This window comes from Streptomyces griseofuscus (assembly GCF_014673495.1).
GTDB classification, from domain to species: domain Bacteria; phylum Actinomycetota; class Actinomycetes; order Streptomycetales; family Streptomycetaceae; genus Streptomyces; species Streptomyces murinus.
In genome coordinates this window covers 1379636-1398832 of record NZ_CP051006.1, presented here as the reverse complement: position 1 = coordinate 1398832, position 19197 = coordinate 1379636, and the positions used below count along the sequence as shown (strand labels likewise).

Sequence of the window (19197 nt, the reverse complement as noted above, 5' to 3'; positions counted from 1 at the left end):
AAAAGTCTGACTTTTTCGACGGAAGGGCGGGATGTGTCACCCTGTGGTGAATCTGGGACAGTGAGCGCGGAGCAGGGACGGCACGAAAAGGACATGGCTGACACAACGCCCCAAGAGGGCGCCGCGGCGGTCGGTGACGGCATCCGAACCCTCCCCTTCCCGACCGAGCTGGCCGTCGGCGGTGTCGGCATGCGGATCGGCCATATGGGTGCCGGCCGCGGCTGGCGGGCCGACATCCCGCTGGACCGCGTCCACCGCATCGACTTCCATGTGGTCCTGCTGTTCACCGAGGGCCCCGTACGCCATATGGTCGACTTCACCGAGTACGAGGCCGCGGCCGGCGACCTGCTGTGGATACGACCCGGACAGGTCCACCGCTTCTCCCGCGAGTGCGTGTACCGCGGAACCGTGCTGACCATGCAGCCCGGCTTCCTGCCGCGTGCCACCGTGGAGGCCACCGGCCTGTACCGCTACGACCTGCCGCCGCTGCTGCACCCCGGGGCGGCCCAGCTCGAAGCGCTCGGGGCGGCCCTGGAGCAGCTGCGCCGCGAGTACGAGGACACCACGACGCTCCCGCCGAGCCTGCACGCCGCCGTCCTGCGGCACGAACTGAGCGCGTTCCTGCTGCGCCTCGCCCACCTCGCCGCCAGCTCGGCGCCCGGCTCACGGCAGCAGTCGGACAACACCTTCACCCTGTTCCGGGACGCCGTCGAGCAGGGCTTCGCCACCAATCACAGCGTCAGCGCCTACGCGGACGCGCTCGGTTACTCCCGCCGCACCCTGGTCCGCGCCGTCCGCGCCGCCACCGGCGAGACCCCCAAGGGCTTCATCGACAAACGCGTCGTCCTGGAGGCCAAACGCCTCCTCGCCCACACCGAGCTGCCCATCGGCCGGGTCGGCGCGGCCGTCGGTTTCCCGGACGCGGCCAACTTCTCCAAGTTCTTCCAACTGCACACCGGGCGAACACCGGTGGCCTTCCGCGCCGAACTACGGTAATCGCCACGGCCCTTGACCTGGAGCGCGCTCCAGATCCGAGCATGGGCCGCATGAACACCGGCCGGGTGCACACCACCCCTCCCCAGATCGTCCTCGGCACCATGGACTTCGGAACCCGCGTCGACCGCGAGCGGGCCTTCGCGGTCCTCGACTCCTTCGTCTCCGCAGGCGGCCGCTGGCTCGACACCGCGAACTGCTACTCCTTCTGGGCCGATCCCGAGGGCGTCGGCGGCGCCAGCGAACGGGTCATCGGCGCCTGGCTCCGGGCCCGCCCGGGAGCGCGCGAGGCGGTACGGATCGCGACGAAGGTCCGGCAGAACCCGCTGGTGCCGGGTTCCTGGCCGCAGAGCGCGGAGGGGCTCTCCGCCCCCGCCGTCCGCAAGGGCGTCGAGGAGAGCCTGCGCCGCCTGGGCGTCGATCACCTCGATCTGCTCTGGGCGCACGCCGAGGACCGCGCCGTGCCGCTTCAGGAGACGGTCGGCGCCTTCGGTGAACTGGTCGGCGAGGGCGTGGCCCTGCGGATCGGGGCGGCCAACCACACCGCCTGGCGCGTCGAGCGCGCCCGGTCCCTCGCGCGGGAGCAAGGCGTGGCCCCCTGGACGGCCCTGCAACTGCGGCACTCGCTCCTCCAGCCACGCCCGCTCACCCCCGTCGCCGAGGCCGGCCACCGCATGCTCACCGCCGAGGACCTGGACCTCGCGGCGGCGGAAGGGCTCACGGTGTGGTCGTACAGCTCGCTGCTGTGGGGCTCGTACACCCGCCCGGACAAGCCGCTGCCGCCGACCTATGATCACCCCGGCACCGAACGGGTCCTCGCCGTCCTGGACGCCGTCGCCGACGAACTCTCGGCCACCCGGAACCAGGTCGTCCTCGCCTGGCTGATGCGGCAGGGGATCAACCCCATCGTCGGCGCGAGCCGGACGGACCATGCCGAGGAGGCCCTCGCCGCACGCCACGTACGGCTCGATGACGAGCACATGGCGCGCTTCGCGGCGGCACGGTAGCGGCCGCCCCCACGAATCCCGCGCCCACCAACCCCGCGACCAAGGAGCCCCCATGACCCCGAGCGGCCCGACCGCGGCCCTCTCTCCCGCGCAGGCGGCCGACCGCACCGGCGTCTCCCTCGACACCCTGCGCTACTACGAGCGCGAAGGGCTCATCGGCCCGATCCGGCGCTCCGCGGGCGGCCGCCGGGAGTACACCGAGGACGACGTCTTCTGGGTCGGCCTGGTCACCTGCTTCCGGGAAGCCGGTCTCGGCATCGCGGACCTGCGCGGCTTCGTCGCCCTCCTGCGCGCCGAACAGCCCCCGCAGGACCGGGTGTCCTTCCTGCGCGAGCGCCGCGCCGCCCTGGCGGAACGGGCGGCGGCGCTGCATCGGGCCATGGCGGTGCTCGACGAGAAGATCGCCTACTACAGCTGAGTCTCGCAGGATTCGGCCCGTACCGTCCGCGCCAGCGCCGCACGGGCCGCGAGGTATCCGGCGATCCTGAACGCCGGCCGGCTGGAGCCGAAGGTGTCGGCGCGGGCCTGCCGCAGCACCACCCGGGCCGCCGCGACGACCCCGTGCTCCGGCAGGCTCAGGTGCTCCTGGATGCCCGCGGCGGCCGCGGCGAAGAAGTGCGGCAGCTCGTCGGCGGGTTCGTACTCCACCGTCAGCCCCTCGGCCACCTCGAAGGCGACCCCCTCGGCCTCGGCGGGCTCGAAGTCCACCACGATCAGCGCGAACTGCGGCGCGCAGTTCTGTCTCTGGTGCAGCACGCGCACACCGCGGATCGGATACGGCGGGAACCGGGGCGGCGGTGACGACATGCCGGAAAGCTACCCCGGTCCCCGCGGCGGATCAGTGCCCGAAGCCGAACCAGTTGACGTTCACGAAGTCGGCCGGCTGCCCGCTGCTGAACGTGAGGTACACGTCGTGCGTGCCGGTGACGGACCCGATGTTGGCCGGAACCGTCCGCCAGGACTGCCAGCCCCCGGTGTCGCCCACCGCGAAGCTCCCGATCGGCGCGTTCGTACGGCTGTCCAGCCGCACCTCCACCAGGCCGCTGACCCCGCCGCCCGCGCCGCTGGCCACCCGGCCGTAGAACTGGGTGGCCGGAGTCGAGCCGAAGTTCACGCCCTTGTACAGCGCCCAGTCGCCGTTGGCGAGGTAGCCCATGTCCTGTCCGCCGCCGGTGTCCGTGGTGGTCTCGGTGGCGACACCGGACTGGCCGTCGTACGACTCCGCCTGGATCTGGCCGTACGCGTCCCGGTTGCCGGTCGGCGGGGGAGTGGTGCCCCCGCCCCCGCCGCCCGAGGACTGGAGCACCTGGACGTAGTCGACGACCATGGGGTGGCCGGGCTCGGTGGCGCCGGTCGGGCCGCCGCCGAAGGCACCCGGGAAGCCGCCGCCCATCGCCACGTTCAGGATGACGAAGAAGCCGTGGTTCGTGGCGTTGGTCCAGGTGGCAGCGTCCATCTGATTCGCCGTGACCGTCTGGTAGCTGACGCCGTCGACGAAGAAGCGGATCGCCTCGGGGCTGACCGAGCGGTCCCACTCCATGGTGTAGGTGTGGAAGCCCGACTGGCAGGTGGTGTTCGGACAGGCGGTCGAGTTGCCGATGCCGCTGGTCTCGTTGCAGGGACCGCCGGGGCTGGTCCCGCAGTGCATGGTGGCCCAGGTCTTGTTCAGGCCCTGGACGTTCTCCATGATGTCCAGCTCGCCGACGCCGGGCCAGTTCTGGTAGTTGCCGCGGAAGGGCGCGCCCAGCATCCAGAACGCGGGCCAGTACCCGGCGGCCGCGTCCCCGGTCACGTTCGGCATCTGGAGGCGCGCCTCGACGCGCAGCTTGCCGCCGGCCGGGGGCTGGAAGTCGGTGCGGGTGGTCTCGATCCGGCCGGAGGTCCAGTTGCCGGACGCGTCACGGCGCGGGGTGATGAGCAGATCGCCGTTGCCGTCCAGGGAGACATTGCTGGTGCTCGACGTCATCGACTCGACCTCGCCGGTGCCCCAGTTGCCGGCCCCGCCGGGGTACGAAGTGCCGGTGTCGAACTGCCAGTTGGAGGTGTTGACGCTGCTTCCGGCCGCCCCGTCGAAGTCGTCGAGGAACACCTGCGACCAGCCGGAGGGCGGCGCGGGGGCGGAGGCGTCCGCGGGGCCGGTGGCGGCGGTGGCGACGGCAGCGGCGAGGCCGAACGTCGCGACGGCCGCAATGAGGGCGCGGCGCACGGAGCGGGAACGGGGTCTGGGGGTGCCGGAGGAATCACTCATGGGGGCCTCTCGGGGAGTGGGGAGTGGGGACGAGGGGGTGTTTGAGAGCGCTCTCAAGGTGTCGCCAATGTGCTCCCCGGCTCCGGTCCCGTCAATACAAGAAACGGCGAAAGTCCGTGCGGGGAAGGCGAGTTCACCCACTGAAGTAGGCGGCGGCGGTCGACCGGTGCCGCCGGTCGACCGCCGCCCCCGGGGCCCGCGAGCCCGGCGTGATCCAGACGAGAGGCCCTAGTCCAGGTGGTACGCGTACACCGTCGTCACCACCGCGCACACGCCCGGTGCGATCACCTCGGTGCGCAGGGTGCCGGTGCCCGGGTCGTAGTCGACGCCCTCGGCCTCGAACGTGCCCGTGCACAGGCTCTGCTGGGGGAGCCCGAAGAGGCTGCTCACCCGGCCGGTGACCGGCTTGCCGTCCAGCGGGTGCGGCAGATCGACCTGGAGGAGCGGCCTGCTCTGCGGGAACAGCGTGCCCGAGCCGTCGTCGGAGGCGCACACCAGCCGGGTGGCGGTCACGAAGTCGCAGCCCTGGATGTCGCGCACCGGCTTGTCCAGGCTGATCTGTCCGGCCTGGGCCAGCGTCCCGCCGGTGCGCGGGGTGGCCGGGTTGAGCAGCGGCGCGGGGAACACCTGGAGCCGGTCCTGGTCCTCCCACTCACCGGAGACCATCCACTGCCCGTCGGGCGAGACCGCGGCGAAGGAGTTGTTCACCTTCTCGCCCGGATCCAGCGGGTGCACATAGTCGTACCGCTTGCCGTCCGGTGTCGTCACCGCGTACATCTTCGACGTGGCCGTGTCCGCGCCCTGGTAGGCGTCGAAGACATAACCGCGCGCGATGTCCGGGTCACCCACGTGGTTCCAGCCCTTGATCCGCAGATCCAGCGGGATGTCCAGCAGTCCGCGGTGCAGCAGCGAGCCGTCGGCCCGGCTGGCGAGGCCCTGGCCGCCGCCCAGGGTGTCGGTGTACGACGTCCCGGCCGCCGTCCACCGGTCCGGCTCGGCCGCCGACGCGCTCGGGGCGGCACACACGACGGCGCCCACCAGTGCGGTGAGCGCGGCGAGTTGACGCTTCATCAGGCTCCTGTCACAGCTGTGGAGTCGGGGTTCGCATGCAACCACGGATCGGCGGCCACCGGGTGACGGCGACGCGTCGGGTGTGCCGGTTCCGGCCGACGCCCCGGTGGTCTCCGGGGCCGGGCCGGTGCCTTCGAAGGACCGGCAAGGAAGCGAGGGGCCCCGGAATGTGCGCCGGGAGGCCGCGCGCGGGGATGATGTGCCGTGGCAGGGGTCTCGGGGCTCGGGAAAGGTGCGTGGTGACGTGAGGCTGACGATCCTGGGCGGTGGCGGCTTCCGCGTGCCGCTCGTGTACGGCGCGCTGCTGGCCGACCGCGCCCCGGGCCGGGTGACCGAGGTCGTCCTGCACGACCTGGACGCCGGCCGGCTGCACGCGGTCTCCCGGGTCCTGGCCGAGCAGGCCGCCGAGAGCCCCGACGCGCCCCGGGTGAGCACCACCACGGATCTCGACGAGGCCCTGCGCGGCGCCGACTTCGTCTTCTCCGCGATCCGCGTCGGCGGCCTCGACGGCCGGGCGCAGGACGAGCGGGTCGCGCTGGCCGAGGGTGTGCTCGGGCAGGAGACGGTCGGCGCGGGCGGCATCGCCTACGGGCTGCGCACCGTGCCCGTCGCCACCGACATCGCCCGCCGGGTGGCCCGCCTCGCCCCCGACGCCTGGGTGATCAACTTCACCAACCCGGCCGGTCTGGTCACCGAGGCGATGTCCCGGCACCTGGGCGACCGGGTCATCGGCATCTGCGACTCCCCGGTCGGCCTCGGCCGACGGGTCGCCCGCGTCCTCGGCGCCGATCCGGAGGACGCCTTCGTGGACTACGTCGGGCTCAACCACCTCGGCTGGGTCCGCGGCCTGCGCGTCGCCGGACGCGACGAACTGCCCCGGCTGCTCGCCGATCCCGCGCTGCTCGGCTCCTTCGAGGAGGGCAGGCTCTTCGGCCCCGACTGGCTGAGCGCGCTCGGCGCGATCCCCAACGAGTACCTGCACTACTACTACTTCAACCGCGAGTCCGTCCGCGCCTACCAGGAGGCCGAGGCGACCCGCGGCGCCTTCCTGCGCGACCAGCAGGCCCGCTTCTACGCCGAGGCCGGGCGCCCGGACGTCTCCGCGCTGGGCGCCTGGGACCGCACCCGCGCCGAGCGCGAGGCGACGTACATGGCGGAGAACCGGGAGACCGCGGGCGCCGGCGAACGTGAGGAGGAGGACCTCTCCGGCGGCTACGAGAAGGTGGCCCTCGCCCTGATGCGCGCCATCGCCCGCGACGCCCGTACGACCCTCATCCTCAATGTCCGCAACCAGGGCACCCTGCCGGACCTGGACGCCGACGCGGTCATCGAGGTCCCCTGCCTGGTGGACGCCAACGGCGCCCACCCCCTGGCCACCGCCCCGCTGCCGGACCACGCCACGGGCCTGGTCTCCTCGGTCAAGGCGGTGGAACGCGAGGTCCTCGCCGCCGCCGAGTCCGGTTCCCGGACCACCGCGCTCAAGGCGTTCGCCCTGCACCCCCTGGTCGACTCGGTGAACGTGGCGCGCCGGCTGACGGACGGCTATCTCGCGGTCCATCCGGGCCTCGCCTACCTCAAGTAGACCGGCTCAAGAGGCACTTGAACGCCGCACCCAAGTATGTTCTTGTGGAGCAGACAAACCGCTGATGGGAAGGGGAACACGGGGTGGAGCCGACGGCCGGTCCCGGCCAGTTGCTGGCCATCAGCGATCTGCACATCTCCTACCCGGAGAACCGGGCGCTCGTGGAGCAGCTGCACCCGACGGGCGAGGAGGACTGGCTGATCGTCGCGGGCGACATCGCGGAGACGGTGGAGGACATCCGCTGGACCCTCGCCACCCTCGCGGCCCGCTTCCGCAAGGTCCTGTGGACCCCGGGCAACCACGACCTGTGGACCCACCCGAAGGACCCCGTACAACTGCGCGGCGTCGCCCGCTACGAGCATCTGGTCCAGGTCTGCCGCGAACTCGGCGTCCTCACCCCCGAGGACCCCTACCCGGTGTGGCAGGGCCCCGGCGGCCCGGTCGCCGTCGCCCCGCTGTTCCTCGGCTACGACTACAGCTTCCTGCCCGCCGGCTGCGCCACCAAGGCCGAGGGCCTCGCCTACGCCGAGAGCACCGGCATCGTCTGCAACGACGAGTACCTGCTGCACCCCGACCCGTACCCGAGCCGCGAGGCCTGGTGCCGCGAGCGGGTGGCACGGACCGAGGAGCGGCTCGCGGCGCTGCCCGCCGACCTGCCGACCGTGCTGGCCAACCACTACCCGCTGCACCGGCACCCCACCGAGGTGCTGTGGCACCCCGAGTTCGCCATGTGGTGCGGCACCGAGCTGACCGCCGACTGGCACCGCCGGTTCCGCGTCGCCACCATGGTCTACGGCCATCTGCACATCCCCCGCACCACCTGGCACGACGGAGTCCGCTTCACCGAGGTCTCCGTCGGCTACCCCCGTGAGTGGCGCAAGCGTTCGCAGAAGCCGGGCACGGCGCGCCGCATCCTGCCGATGGAGGAGGTGGAAGCCGGTGATCGAGGAGCTGCTCCCGGAGTCGGTCGTGGCCGTGGAGGCACTTCGTGACGACCCGCTGTGGGACACCCCCCTCCACCCGGAGGAAGAGGTGCTGGTCGCGCGTGCCGTTGCCAAGCGGCGCCGTGAGTTCGCCGCCGTGCGCGGCTGCGCCCGGCGTGCCATGGAGAAGCTGGGCATCCCGCCCAGGCCCGTGGTCAGCGGCGAGCGGGGCGCCCCGCAATGGCCCGCGGGCATCGTCGGCAGCATGACCCACTGCGACGGCTACTGCGCCGCCGCGCTGGTCCGCACCACCGACCTCGTCTCGCTGGGCATCGACGCCGAACCGCACGGCCCGCTGCCCGACGGCGTCGGCCCCTCCGTCTTCCTGCCCGCCGAGACGGCACGCCTTGCGCGCCTCGCCGAGCAGCGGCCCGCCGTGCACTGGGACCGGATCCTGTTCAGCGCCAAGGAGTCGGTGTACAAGGCGTGGTTCCCGCTCACCCGCAAGTGGCTGGACTTCTCCGAGGCCGACATCACCCTGTGCCCGTCCCCCGACGGCGCCCCGCACGGAACCCTGCACGCCGAACTCCTGGTCCCCGGCCCCCTCGTCGGCGGCCACCGCCTCCAGGTCCTCGACGGCCGCTGGGCCGCCCGGGACGCCCTGGTGACCACCACGATCGTCATCCCGCACCCCGCCTGACGGCCCCGGGCGCCCGGCTGACGAGCACGGGCGCCCGACGATCACCGCTACGGCGATCACCCTTACGGCGGTCCCGCGTCCCCAGGACCGGTCCGCCGCCGCCCCTTCAGCCGGCCGACGGGCACCACTCGCCCAGCATCCGGAAGAACTCCTCCTCATTGCCCGCGAGGCCCGCCCGGGTCAGGGCCGTCTCCGCCTCGGCGAGCACGGACGGCGGCACCAGGGCGGGCGGCGCCCCCTCCGGTGGACCGTCGAAGGCGGCGCGCACCGTGTGCAGCAGCCGCAAGTAGGCCTGGACGGCGGTGCGCTCATGATCGGTCAGTACGGCGGTGGGCATCGGTCGGCTCTCCCCGAGTAGGCGTCATGGTCACGCGCGCTGCGGCGCACGCACACCAGCTTGCCGCCCACCACTGACAATCGGGCGAAACCGCACCTCGACCTGTGTCCCGGGCGCCGTCAGGCCTCCGGCCGCTTCACGCTCTCCAGGAGCATGTCCAGCCATTCCGCGACCTTGTCCCGGTGCTGGTCGGTCGGCAACTGCGCGGCCCGCCAGGCGATTCCGCGCACCCCGTGGTCCTGGAGCAGCCGTTCCAGCGGATCCTCGGCGGGCCCGGCCGCGGCCCGCTCCCGGTCGGCCAGCTTCTGGAGCAGCTCCTGCTCGGTGCGCTGGAGCGCGCCCGCCAGTGCCTCCGGGTCCTCCGCCGTCAGAAACCCGGCGTGCACCCGGAAGAAGCGCTGCAACGCGTCGCAGTGCTCCATGGTGGGCCGCCGGTCGCCGTTGATCAGGGCACCGGCCTGCTGCCGGGACATGCCCGCGCCGTCGGCGATCTCCTGCTGGGTGTACTTGCGCCCGTTCGGCTTCAGCCGGGTGCGCCGCAGCAGCCCGAGACGCTGCAAAAAGCGCGCCTGGACGTCGGGTTCACCCGCCGGACGCCCACTGAGCAGCGCCTTGACCACCGGCTCGGGCACCCCGCAGGCGACCGAGAGCCGCGCGATGTCGAAGACCTCGGCCTGGGTCACCCCGAGGCGCTCGGCGAGCGCGGTGACGCGGGCGACGACGGCCGGCAGCTGGGCGGTCGCCGCGGCGCCCGGATCCTCGTAGCCATCCGTCACCGACAGAACTCCTACGTCTCTCAAGCAAGGGCAACAGGTGCGTCCGTGCATCCCGCATGCTCGGTACCAGGACCGGCGGTCGCCGTGAACTTCCCGGAGATTAGCCCGTGCCGTGAACCCACATCCAGGTGTCGCCACAACTGTGGCGAATTTCAGCCGTCAACCGGCGTGGAATGCCACGATAGTTGACATCACTCCTCGTGGGGAAGCAGGATCGCATCGCCGCGTGAAGGCCGCAGAGGCAAGAGGGGTGACCTCCCGATGGCACATCAGGCAGGAGGGCAGTGGCCGGCGCCGCGGCCCGTCCCCGAGACCTCCGAGACCCAGTCGTATCTACAGGACTACGGCGTGCTGCTGGACGCCGTGCCCTTCCCGTCCCTGGTGGTGGACCACCGCTGGGACGTGGTGCTGGCCAATGACGCCTACGCCACGCTCTTCGGCGGGGCGCGCCCGCACCCCACGGCCATGCCCGGGGACAACTTCCTGCGGTTCGTGCTGTTCCACCCGGACGCCGGGCTCGTCCTCGGCGACCACGAGGCGGGCTGGTGCCTGCCCATGCTGGCGCAGTTCAAGGGAGCCATGGACGCCTACGGCCATGATCCCGAACTCCAGGCCATCCGCCGGGAGATCATGCAGGACCCGCTCATGGACGCCGCCTACCGGCAGGGCCTGCCGCACTGGATCCGGGCCGTCGGCGAGCGCGGCACCCGGCTCGACGGGGCCGTACGGCTGCTGCTGCACCCCGATCCGCGCCGGGGCCCCACCGAGTGCCGCATCGTGGACGAGACACCCCAGGCCCTGCGCGAACTGGGCTGCCGGCGCCTGACCCTGGTCCCGCGCGACTCCCGCGGCGCCGCCGCGCCGGTCCGGCGCCCGCGCAGACAGCGCGCCGTGCCGGCGCATCTGACGGTGGTCCCGCCCCCCGAGGGCTGACACCCTTCGCCAGCCGTACTTTCACATCGGCGTCATCTCACCCTTCCCTGACGTTCGCCGGGCTTGGAACACTCGGCGCGGCACAACACGGACGTCAGGACGAGAGGACCCACCCCCCATGACCGAAGTCAACCGCCGGCGCTTCCTCCAGATCGCGGGCGCCACGACGGCGTTCACGGCGCTGTCGAGCAGCATCCAGCGCGCCGCCGCCCTGCCCGCGAACCATCGCACCGGATCGGTCCAGGACGTCGAGCACATCGTCGTCCTGATGCAGGAGAACCGTTCTTTCGACCATTACTTCGGTTCGCTCAGGGGCGTCCGGGGCTTCGGCGACCCGCGCGCGGTCAGCCAGAACGGCCGCTCCGTGTGGCGGCAGTCGGACGGCACCCGGGACATCCTGCCCTTCCACCCGGACGCCGACGACCTCGGCCTCGCCTTCCTCCAGGACCTGCCGCACGGCTGGAACGACGGGCACACCGCGTTCAACGGCGGCAAGTACGACAAGTGGGTACCCGCCAAGTCCGCCACCACGATGGCGTACCTGACCCGCCGGGACATCCCCTTCCACTACGCCCTCGCGGACGCCTTCACCATCTGCGACGCCTACCACTGCTCGTTCATAGGCTCCACCGACCCCAACCGCTACTACATGTGGTCGGGTTACGTCGGCAACGACGGCAAAGGCGGCGGCCCGGTCCTCGGCAACGACGAGAAGGGCTACGGCTGGACGACGTACCCCGAACGCCTGGAGCAGGCGGGCGTCTCCTGGAAGATCTACCAGGACATCGGCGACGGCCTGGACGCGAACGGCGGCTGGGGCTGGATCGACGACGCCTACCGGGGCAACTACGGCGACAACTCGCTGCTCTACTTCAACCAGTACCGCGACGCGAAGCCCGGCGACCCGCTGTACGACAAGGCCCGCACCGGCACGGACGCGAAGGCGGGCGAGGGCTTCTTCGACCGGCTGAAGGCCGACGTCAAGGCCGGGACGCTCCCGCAGGTCTCCTGGATCGCCGCCCCCGAGGCGTTCACCGAGCACCCGAACTGGCCCGCCAACTACGGCGCCTGGTACGTCTCCCAGGTCCTCGACGCGCTCACCTCCAACCCCGAGGTGTGGGCGAAGACGGCCCTCTTCCTGACCTACGACGAGAACGACGGCTTCTTCGACCACGTCGTGCCGCCCTTCCCGGCCGCCTCCGGTGCCCAGGGCAAGTCCACGGTCGACGCCTCGGCCGACCTGTACCCGGGCGGCGCCGGATACACGGCGGGACCGTACGGTCTCGGCCAGCGGGTGCCGATGCTGGTCGTCTCGCCCTGGAGCAAGGGCGGCTACGTCTGCTCCGAGACCTTCGACCACACCTCGATCATCCGCTTCATCGAGCAGCGCTTCGGGGTGCGCGAGCCGAACATCTCGCCCTGGCGCCGGGCCGTGTGCGGCGACCTCACCAGCGCCTTCGACTTCTCCCGCAAGGACACCGGGGCCGTCTCGCTGCCCTCGACGGCCGGCTACGCGCCGCCGGACCACGACCGGCACCCCGACTACGTGCCCAAGCCGCCCGCGAACCCCTCGCTGCCCCGGCAGGAGCGAGGCGGCCGCCCCACCCGCCCGCTGAAGTACGCGCCCGCCGTGGACGGCGCCGCGGACACCTCGGCCGGCACCTTCACCCTCAGCTTCGCCTCGGGCGCGAAGGCGGGCGCCGTCTTCCTCGTCACCTCCGGCAACCGCACCGACGGCCCCTGGACCTACACCACCGAGGCCGGCAAGACCCTGTCCGACACCTGGAACTCGGCCTACTCCGGCGGCTCCTACGACCTCGCCGTGCACGGTCCCAACGGCTTCCTGCGCGTCTTCAAGGGCGGCAACAAGACGGCGGGCCCCGAGGTGACCGCCCGGCACACCGGCGACCACGTCGAACTCACCCTCACCAACAAGGGCTCCGGCACGGCGCGCTTGAAGATGGCCGACGGCTACGGCGGCGCCCCGGTCACCGTGTCCGTACGCCCCGGCGCGCTCGTCCGGCACACCGTGGACCTGACGAGCAGCCACCTCTGGTACGACCTGACCGTGACCTCGGCGGACGACCCGGCCTTCCTGCGCGGCTTCGCCGGGCACGTGGAGAACGGTCGGCCCGGGGTCAGCGACCCGGCGCTCGCGACGGAGTGAACGGGCGATGAACACCGCTTCCGCCGGGCTGGTCAGGTACGGGTCGGAGCAGGGTAGTGTGCCCCGGTGACCACGCAATCAAACACTCCGGCAGGCTGGTACCCGGACCCGCACGGCGCGCCTCAGACGCTCCGTTACTGGGACGGCAGCCAGTGGACCGAGCACACGAACAACCAGGCCCAGCAGGGCCAGCAGGCCCCGGTGGCCCAGCAGGCGATACCGCAGCAGCAGGCCCAGCAGCCCCACCAGGCCGCGCCGCAGCAGCAGTTCCCGCAGCAGCAGGCTCCCGACGCCCGGGTGCAGCGCCAGGTGCAGCAGCAGGCCGGTGTGGTGGCCGGCGGCCCCGGCGGCGGCACCCTGTTCACCGAGCCGGTACTGGTGGTGAACCAGAAGGCCAAGCTGATCGAGCTGACCAACGAGTACAAGGTCATGGATCAGAACGGCCGCGAGCTCGGCTCGGTCACCGAGGTCGGGCAGGGCGCGCTGCGCAAGATCCTGCGCTTCGTCTCCAGCTGGGACCAGTTCCTCACCCACAAGCTGGAGATCCGCGACGCCTACGGCCAGCCGCAGCTGCTGCTGACCCGGCCCGCGAAGATCTTCAAGTCCCGGGTGATCGTGTCCCGTCCGGACGGCTCGCCGGTCGGTGAGATCGTCCAGCAGAACATGATCGGCAAGATCAACTTCGCGATGAACGTGAACGGCCAGCAGGTCGGCGCGATCAAGGCGGAGAACTGGCGGGCGTGGAACTTCGCGATCGTCGACCACCAGGACAACGAGGTGGCCCGGATCACCAAGACCTGGGAGGGCCTCGCCAAGACGCTGTTCACCTCGGCGGACAACTACGTCCTCCAGATCCACTACCAGCTGCCCGAGCCGCTGCTGAGCCTGGTGGTCGCGACGGCCCTGACCGTCGACACCGCGCTCAAGCAGGACTCGCGGGGCTGGAACTGACCGCCTCCCGTACGGGGGCACGCACCGCAGGGCAAACAGCACGGCGGAACACCGAGCACGGCAACGGCGGTCGGTGCACGCGGAAACGCGCGCACCGACCGCCGACGTCTGCGGGCAGCGCGGTCACAGCGCCGTGAGATGCCCCGGCTGTTCGGGCCGTTCGGGCTGCTCCGGCAGCTGGGACCGCAGAGCGGGTTCAGCCGCCGCCGTCTCCGCGCGCAGGGCGAGCACCGCGGCCACCGGATGGTCGTGCGGTTCCGCGTCGTCCGCCGTCGCCCTGGTGACCCGGGTGAGCAGCACCACACCCCGGGCGGCCAGTGCCGCCCCGGCGAGCGCCAGCAGCACCCCGCCCGCACCGCCGGTGAGCCCCTGCCCGAGCAGGGTGAGCCCGATCAGCGCGGCGGCCACCGGATTGGCCAGGGTGACGACCGCCAGCGGGGCGCCGAGGCCGCCGCGATAGGCGGTCTGCGAGAGCAGCAGCCCGCCGACGGCGAACGCCGCGACCAGCAGCGCGACCACGATCACCTCGGTGCTCAGCACCGGACCCGAGCGGTCGGTGGCGGCCACGGTCACGGTCTGGGTGAGCGCGGAGGCGACCCCCGAGGCGAACCCGGACGCGGTCGCGTGCCGCAGCCCCGGCCGGGCGCCGGGCCAGGACAGGGCGCCGACCAGCGCGGCCGTCGTACCGGCCACCGCGACCGCTTCCGGCAGGCTGAGCACCCGGGAGGGCGCCGGGCCCGACGCGGTGATCAGCACCGCGCCGAGACCGAGCAGGGTGAGCGCCGTACCGCGCCACTCCACCGCGCTGACCCGCCGCCCGGCGGCCCGCGCGCCCAGCGGCACGGCCGCCACCAGGGTCAGCGCGCCGAGCGGCTGTACGACGGTCAGCGGACCGTACTTGAGGGCCGCGACATGCAGCAGCGCGGCCGCCGCGTTCAGGCCGACCGCCGACCACCAGGCACCCGTGCCGAGCAGCCGCAGCAGCCCGGCACCGGCGTTGCGGGCGGCCAGCCGCTCCTGGGCGACGGCGGCGAGCGCGTAGGCCACGGCGGAGACCAGGGACAGCGCGACGGCGACCAGCTCGGCGGCGTTCACCGGGCCGCTCCCGCCAGGACCCGCTGGCGCGGGACGATCCGGCCGGGGCCGCGGCCCACCCGGGTGGTGGTGCGGCGCGGGGGACGGAGCAGGGCGAGGGCGACGCCCAGCATGGCGGTCGCGGCGAGCGCGTCGAGCCAGTAGTGGTTGGCGGTGCCCACGATCACCAGCAGGGTGAGCAGCGGGTGCAGCAGCCACAGCGGGCGCCAGCGCGAGCGGGTGGCCGTGATCAGGCCGATCGCCACCATCAGCGCCCAGCCGAAGTGCAGCGAGGGCATCGCGGCGAACTGGTTGGAGAGATGGTCGTGGGCCGGTGGGCCGTACACGGAGGGGCCGTAGATCCGGGCGGTGTCCACCAGGCCGGTTCCGGCCAGCATCCGGGGCGGGGCCAGCGGGAAGGTGAAGGGCAGCACCAGGGCGGCCGCGGTGACCACGGCGAGGACCCGGCGGGCCCAGACGTAGTGCGCGGGGCGCCGGAGGTAGAGCCAGACCAGGAAGGCGAGCGTGGCCGGGAAGTGCACCGTCGCGTAGTAGGTGTTGGCCGCATGGACGAGGGTGTCGCTGTGCAGCAGCGCCGACTGGACGGCGGTCTCGCGCGGCAGACGCAGGGACCGTTCGAGGTCCCAGACGCCATGGGCGTTGTGGAAGGCGCGCAGGGTGTGGCCGGTGGCCAGCTGCCGGCCGAGCTTGTAGACGAGGAAGAGCCCCGCGACGAGCAGGAACTCACGTATGAGACCCGGACGCGCGGCGGCGTCCGGGTCCGTTTCTGCCTCGGCAGGCTCGGTGAGCGCAGTCATCCCCCGGCCCCTTCGCTGACGGTCGTGTGTGGCGGTGCTTCGGTACGGTGCGGCAACGCTTTGGTACGTGTCCGTACCGATACGTTGGTGTACCGATACGGCAGTGTACCGATACGATGGAGTACCGGTACACTCGTGTATCGATTGAAGTGCGACACACTGGAACTGGGCCCGGGGGCGCCCGAGCCCATGAGCGAGGGGAAACACCACATGACGTCGCAGGCCGCGGAGGGACCGGAGACGGTCGTCGCCTCGCGCCGCTCCAAGATCACGCCGGAGCGTGAGCGGGAGTTCTTCGACGCCGTGCTGGAACAGATCCGCGAGTGCGGCTACGAGTCCGTGACCATGGAGGGCGTCGCCTCCACCACCCGGTGCAGCAAGTCCACGCTCTACCGGCAGTGGAAGAACAAACCCCAGTTCGTGGCCGCCGCGCTGCGGGCCCGGGGGCGGGTGCGCTTCGCCGGCATCGACACCGGATCGCTCGCCGAGGACCTGCGCCAGGCCGCGCGGGCCGCGGGCGACTGGTCGGGCAAGGACACCAAGCTGCTCCAGGCGCTCGGATCCGCGGTGACCCAGGACGAGGAGCTGGCCCAGGCGCTGCGCGAGGCGCTGGTGCACCCGGAGATCGCCGCGCTCCAGGAGATCCTCGACCGGGGTGTGGCACGCGGCGAGATCGCCCCGGGCCATCCCGCGCTGGAGTTCATCCCCGCCATGATGTTCGGCGTGCTGCGCGTACGGCCCGTGCTCAGCGGCCAGTACGCCGACGCCGACTATCTGCTCCGGTTCGTGGAGGCCGCCGTGCTGCCCGCGCTCGCACTGACATAGGACCCAGGCCGCCGTTCACGGGATGACTGAACGGCGGTCTGCCCGCGCCGCACCGTGGGGACGGGGGCGGCGCGCACCCCCGGCCGGGCGGGGTTCCCCTTGAGCGGAGGGGAACCCCACCCGGCCGGACTCTTCGGCCCGGTCAGACGTTCTGGCCGTCCCCGCCGCCGGAGGAGACCTTGATCCCCTTCAGGATCTCGTCGATGACCGACGTGTCCTGCCCGACGTCGATGCCGAAGCGCACGACCACCATCTGCCGGGCGTCGTTCGGGGAGGGGAAGGCGACCGATTCGACCAGGCCGTCGGCGCCCTTGCTGGTGACCGCCTTCCAGCGCACCAGATAGCCCTTCTGCCCGGCCACCGTCACCGCCTCGGCGGCCAGCTGCTGGTGCGAGGTGATGCTGCCGTAGGTGCTGCCGCCGTACGACTCCTTCGCGTTCGCCGCGATGTCCGCCTTCGCGACCTGCTCCGCGGTGTCGCCGTCGGTGCCCAGCGCCACGGCGGGGGCGGTGTAGGCGCCGCCCGCCGTGCAGGTCTGGGAGCTGTTGCCGGGGCACTTGTAGGAGTTGTCCGAGGTGACCTGCGCGCCGACGCTGATCGCCTGCCCGGTCCAGCCCTTCGGCACGGGCAGGCTGACGCCGTCGATCGAGTCCGGCACGGTCCCGCCGCCCTTGATCTTGGGCGCGGGCGAACGGTCGGGCGACGGCGACTGACCGCCGGAGCCGCCCGAGCCGTCCCCGCCCCCGGAACCGCCGAGGCCACCGGAGCCGCCCGGACCGCCCTGCCCGCCGGAAGCACCGCCGGAGCCGTCGGACCCACCGGCGCCGCCCGGGCCGCCGAACCCGCCGCCGTTCTGGCCGCCGCTCGCGCCCTGCCGCACCCCGGCGCGGTCGTTGCTCCCGCCGTTGTCATTGGTGAGCGCGTACACGCCGATCCCGATGCAGGCCAGCACCGCGACCGCCGCGGTGACGGCTATGCCGGTCCGCAGCCCGCTGCGCGCGGGCGGCGGGGGCGACGCGGGATAGGAGGGGTAGCCGGTGTACGCCGGGTAGCCGGGCTGTCCGGGCGGGGGCTGGTGACCGGGGTAGGAGCCGTAGCCGGGCGGCGCCTGACCGGCGGGCGGCGCCTGGCCCACGGGCGGCAGGGGAGTGGTCTGCGCCGCGGGACCGGCGAGGGGGGACTGGCCGGCGGGCGGCACGTGACCCGCCTGCGCCCTCGGGTCGGCCTGCGCCCCGGTGTCGGGCTCCGTCGCCGGGTCGGCCTGCGCCGCCGGGCCGTTCTCCGGTGTCCGGCCGTGTTCCGACGCCCGGCCCGGCTCCGCCTCACCCGTCTCCGGCTGCCCCGTCCCCGGCTGATCCCCCGGCACCTGTGCCGGGGGATCCCACGGCGCGGCCGTCCCGGCGGGGCGGACCCGGTCCGTCCAGGCCTTGCCGTCCCACCAGCGCTCGGTGGGCGGACCGTCATGCGTCTGCCCGGGGTCGGGGTACCACCCGGGAGGAGTCACCTGCGTCATGGCCCCACCGTATGAGGCATCCGTGAAAGCGGGATGAGAGGATCTGCCGCCAATCCCGCCGTCCCGGGACATATCGCCCCTCGATTTCTTCGGCCTATGCCGTCCGGCTCCCCTCCCGGCCCTCCGCGCCCGCCACCACCAGCCGCACCGGCGCGCACCCCGCGGGCGCCGGCATCCGGAATCCGTCCCGCCCCGGTGTCACCGACCCCAGTACGCTCGGCCGCCGCGCCCCCGTGCTGCGCGGATCGGTGCCCGCGAGGCCGTGCACGGTGAGGAAGCCGAGCACCGCGAAGGCGTACGCCTCCTTCGCGGCGGCGGGCAGCCCGAGTTCGTCCGAGGAGCGCAGCGCAATCCCGTCGAGCAGTTCCCGGAGCAGGCGCACCAGCACCGGATTGCGCACACCCCCGCCGGACGCGATCACCTCGCTCGCGCCGACGGACCGCACCGCGTCCGCGATCGTCCGCGCGGTCAGCAGGGCGAGCGTGGCCAGCACGTCCTCCGGGCGGCCCCCGTCGAAGGCACCGGCGGACCGCAGATACCCCGCGTGGAACAGCTCCTTACCGGTGGTGCGCGGCGCGGGCAGGGCGTAGTACGGCTCCGCCAGCAGCCGTTCCAGCAGCCGCGGGTCGGGGCGGCCGCGGGCGGCGAGGGCGCCGTCCGCGTCGTAGGCCAGCCGCCCGCCGCTGAACTCCCGCGCCGCCGCGTCCAGCAGCGCGCAGCCCGGCCCGGTGTCGAAGGCGGTGCCGTCCGGTGCGGTCAGATTGGCGATGCCGCCTATGTTCAGCGCCACCGGCCGGCCGGGCCGGCCCCGCAGCCACAGCAGGTCGAACAGGCTGACCAGGGGCGCGCCCTGGCCGCCCGCCGCGACGTCCCGGGCCCGGAAGTCGGCGACCACGGGCAGCCCGGTCGCCTCCGCGATCCACGCGGGCTGCCCGAGCTGCAAGGTGCCGCGCACCCGCCCGTCCGCCACCCAGTGGTAGACCGTCTGCCCGTGCGAGGCCACCAACTCCGCGCGCCCCGCGCACAGTTCCCGGTCCGCCCGCACCGCCGCCGCCGCGAACGCCCGCCCGATCCCGGTGTCCAGACGGCACACCGCCTCGAACCCGCACTCCGCGGGTGGCATCGCCTTCGCGAGCGCCGCGCGCAACGGCTCCTCGTACGGCGCGGCGACCAGCCCGAGCGGCCGCAGCACCAAGGTGTCGCCGTCCAGCCGCAGATCGCCGGCCGCCGCGTCCACGGCGTCGTACGACGTCCCGGACATCAGCCCGATCACTCGCAC

General features: G+C 72.7%; 19 protein-coding genes. 10 read left to right on the top strand and 9 right to left on the bottom strand.

Going from position 1 to position 19197, the window contains the following annotated elements:
- Positions 1 to 93: 93 nt before the first annotated feature.
- Genes HEP81_RS06150 through HEP81_RS06140 form a run of 3 tightly spaced genes read left to right on the top strand, consistent with a single transcriptional unit; the run spans position 94 to position 2418 of the window.
- Entirely contained in the window at positions 94 to 996 is a 903-nt protein-coding gene (locus tag HEP81_RS06150) for a helix-turn-helix domain-containing protein (protein WP_037659702.1), read from the top strand.
- A 50-nt stretch (positions 997 to 1046) separates the two neighbouring features.
- Positions 1047 to 2000, top strand: coding sequence for an aldo/keto reductase (locus tag HEP81_RS06145; protein WP_243279297.1), 954 nt, complete (start codon positions 1047 to 1049; stop codon positions 1998 to 2000).
- Between the two features lie 52 nt (positions 2001 to 2052).
- The gene (locus HEP81_RS06140) at positions 2053 to 2418 is read left to right on the top strand and encodes a MerR family transcriptional regulator (protein WP_037659700.1); all 366 of its coding nucleotides are present in this window, start codon (positions 2053 to 2055) and stop codon (positions 2416 to 2418) included.
- Here the strand turns inward: HEP81_RS06140 and HEP81_RS06135 are convergent.
- The 3 genes from HEP81_RS06135 to HEP81_RS06125 form a co-directional block, all read right to left on the bottom strand.
- The gene (locus HEP81_RS06135) at positions 2409 to 2807 is read right to left on the bottom strand and encodes a hypothetical protein (RefSeq protein ID WP_051850426.1); all 399 of its coding nucleotides are present in this window, start codon (positions 2805 to 2807) and stop codon (positions 2409 to 2411) included. The two genes, HEP81_RS06140 and HEP81_RS06135, sit on opposite strands and share 10 nt — an antisense overlap.
- A 31-nt stretch (positions 2808 to 2838) precedes the next feature.
- Entirely contained in the window at positions 2839 to 4248 is a 1410-nt protein-coding gene (locus tag HEP81_RS06130) for a glycoside hydrolase family 16 protein (RefSeq protein WP_037659696.1), read from the bottom strand.
- Positions 4249 to 4476: 228 nt separating this feature from the next.
- Positions 4477 to 5319 carry a hypothetical protein gene (locus tag HEP81_RS06125; RefSeq protein ID WP_037659695.1) on the bottom strand — a complete coding sequence of 281 codons (843 nt, stop codon included), beginning with the start codon at positions 5317 to 5319 and terminating at the stop codon, positions 4477 to 4479.
- A 244-nt stretch (positions 5320 to 5563) separates the two neighbouring features.
- On the opposite strand from HEP81_RS06125, the gene HEP81_RS06120 reads away from it, so the two are divergent.
- From HEP81_RS06120 to HEP81_RS06110, 3 genes are all read left to right on the top strand, one after another.
- A complete protein-coding gene (locus HEP81_RS06120; protein ID WP_037659692.1) occupies positions 5564 to 6901 on the top strand; it encodes a 6-phospho-beta-glucosidase in 1338 nt (445 codons plus the stop codon).
- Between the two features lie 83 nt (positions 6902 to 6984).
- A complete protein-coding gene (locus HEP81_RS06115) occupies positions 6985 to 7893 on the top strand; it encodes a metallophosphoesterase family protein (RefSeq protein WP_037659687.1) in 909 nt (302 codons plus the stop codon).
- Positions 7841 to 8524, top strand: a complete 684-nt coding sequence (locus HEP81_RS06110; protein ID WP_037659685.1) for a 4'-phosphopantetheinyl transferase family protein — start codon at positions 7841 to 7843, stop codon at positions 8522 to 8524. The genes HEP81_RS06115 and HEP81_RS06110 overlap by 53 nt, the downstream gene beginning before the upstream one ends.
- Positions 8525 to 8630: 106 nt before the next feature.
- Here the strand turns inward: HEP81_RS06110 and HEP81_RS06105 are convergent, their stop codons facing one another.
- Both HEP81_RS06105 and HEP81_RS06100 read right to left on the bottom strand, forming a co-directional pair.
- Positions 8631 to 8861 (bottom strand): hypothetical protein, encoded by a 231-nt coding sequence (locus tag HEP81_RS06105; RefSeq protein WP_037659682.1) that lies wholly within the window; start codon positions 8859 to 8861, stop codon positions 8631 to 8633.
- Between the two features lie 119 nt (positions 8862 to 8980).
- Complete coding sequence (locus HEP81_RS06100; protein WP_037659679.1) at positions 8981 to 9637, bottom strand: helix-turn-helix domain-containing protein; 657 nt, start codon at positions 9635 to 9637, stop codon at positions 8981 to 8983.
- A 261-nt stretch (positions 9638 to 9898) separates the two neighbouring features.
- On the opposite strand from HEP81_RS06100, the gene HEP81_RS06095 reads away from it, so the two are divergent.
- The 3 genes from HEP81_RS06095 to HEP81_RS06085 all read left to right on the top strand — a co-directional run bounded on the left by HEP81_RS06095 (position 9899) and on the right by HEP81_RS06085 (position 13688).
- Positions 9899 to 10570 carry an MmyB family transcriptional regulator gene (locus HEP81_RS06095; RefSeq protein WP_037659676.1) on the top strand — a complete coding sequence of 224 codons (672 nt, stop codon included), beginning with the start codon at positions 9899 to 9901 and terminating at the stop codon, positions 10568 to 10570.
- A gap of 118 nt (positions 10571 to 10688) precedes the next feature.
- Entirely contained in the window at positions 10689 to 12737 is a 2049-nt protein-coding gene (locus HEP81_RS06090; protein ID WP_037659674.1) for a phosphocholine-specific phospholipase C, read from the top strand.
- Between the two features lie 66 nt (positions 12738 to 12803).
- Positions 12804 to 13688 (top strand): LURP-one-related family protein, encoded by an 885-nt coding sequence (locus tag HEP81_RS06085; protein WP_037659672.1) that lies wholly within the window; start codon positions 12804 to 12806, stop codon positions 13686 to 13688.
- Positions 13689 to 13811: 123 nt separating this feature from the next.
- On the opposite strand, the gene HEP81_RS06080 is transcribed toward HEP81_RS06085, so the two are convergent.
- Complete coding sequence (locus tag HEP81_RS06080) at positions 13812 to 14783, bottom strand: DMT family protein (protein WP_037659671.1); 972 nt, start codon at positions 14781 to 14783, stop codon at positions 13812 to 13814.
- On the bottom strand, positions 14780 to 15580 hold the full coding sequence (locus HEP81_RS06075) for a phosphatase PAP2 family protein (protein ID WP_037659670.1): 801 nt from the start codon (positions 15578 to 15580) through the stop codon (positions 14780 to 14782). Before HEP81_RS06075 ends, HEP81_RS06080 begins: the two co-directional genes overlap by 4 nt.
- Before the next feature lie 210 nt (positions 15581 to 15790).
- Between HEP81_RS06075 and HEP81_RS06070 the strand changes: the two genes are divergently transcribed.
- Positions 15791 to 16405, top strand: a complete 615-nt coding sequence (locus tag HEP81_RS06070; protein WP_037659668.1) for a TetR/AcrR family transcriptional regulator — start codon at positions 15791 to 15793, stop codon at positions 16403 to 16405.
- Between the two features lie 142 nt (positions 16406 to 16547).
- Here the strand turns inward: HEP81_RS06070 and HEP81_RS06065 are convergent, their stop codons facing one another.
- Positions 16548 to 17918, bottom strand: coding sequence for a DUF2510 domain-containing protein (locus HEP81_RS06065; protein ID WP_037659666.1), 1371 nt, complete (start codon positions 17916 to 17918; stop codon positions 16548 to 16550).
- 94 nt (positions 17919 to 18012) lie between these two features.
- Positions 18013 to 19197, bottom strand: a complete 1185-nt coding sequence (locus HEP81_RS06060) for an anhydro-N-acetylmuramic acid kinase (protein ID WP_051850425.1) — start codon at positions 19195 to 19197, stop codon at positions 18013 to 18015.

What these genes read in the sequence shown, in the direction of transcription:
- HEP81_RS06150 (WP_037659702.1), top strand. Translation starts at nt 94, where the DNA reads ATGGCTGACACAACGCCCCAAGAGGGCGCCGCGGCGGTCGGTGACGGC.
- HEP81_RS06145 (WP_243279297.1), top strand. Translation starts at nt 1,047, where the DNA reads ATGAACACCGGCCGGGTGCACACCACCCCTCCCCAGATCGTCCTCGGC.
- HEP81_RS06140 (WP_037659700.1), top strand. Translation starts at nt 2,053, where the DNA reads ATGACCCCGAGCGGCCCGACCGCGGCCCTCTCTCCCGCGCAGGCGGCC.
- HEP81_RS06135 (WP_051850426.1), bottom strand. Translation starts at nt 2,807, where the DNA reads ATGTCGTCACCGCCGCCCCGGTTCCCGCCGTATCCGATCCGCGGTGTG.
- HEP81_RS06130 (WP_037659696.1), bottom strand. Translation starts at nt 4,248, where the DNA reads ATGAGTGATTCCTCCGGCACCCCCAGACCCCGTTCCCGCTCCGTGCGC.
- HEP81_RS06125 (WP_037659695.1), bottom strand. Translation starts at nt 5,319, where the DNA reads ATGAAGCGTCAACTCGCCGCGCTCACCGCACTGGTGGGCGCCGTCGTG.
- HEP81_RS06105 (WP_037659682.1), bottom strand. Translation starts at nt 8,861, where the DNA reads ATGCCCACCGCCGTACTGACCGATCATGAGCGCACCGCCGTCCAGGCC.
- HEP81_RS06095 (WP_037659676.1), top strand. Translation starts at nt 9,899, where the DNA reads ATGGCACATCAGGCAGGAGGGCAGTGGCCGGCGCCGCGGCCCGTCCCC.
- HEP81_RS06090 (WP_037659674.1), top strand. Translation starts at nt 10,689, where the DNA reads ATGACCGAAGTCAACCGCCGGCGCTTCCTCCAGATCGCGGGCGCCACG.
- HEP81_RS06075 (WP_037659670.1), bottom strand. Translation starts at nt 15,580, where the DNA reads ATGACTGCGCTCACCGAGCCTGCCGAGGCAGAAACGGACCCGGACGCC.
- HEP81_RS06070 (WP_037659668.1), top strand. Translation starts at nt 15,791, where the DNA reads ATGACGTCGCAGGCCGCGGAGGGACCGGAGACGGTCGTCGCCTCGCGC.
- HEP81_RS06065 (WP_037659666.1), bottom strand. Translation starts at nt 17,918, where the DNA reads ATGACGCAGGTGACTCCTCCCGGGTGGTACCCCGACCCCGGGCAGACG.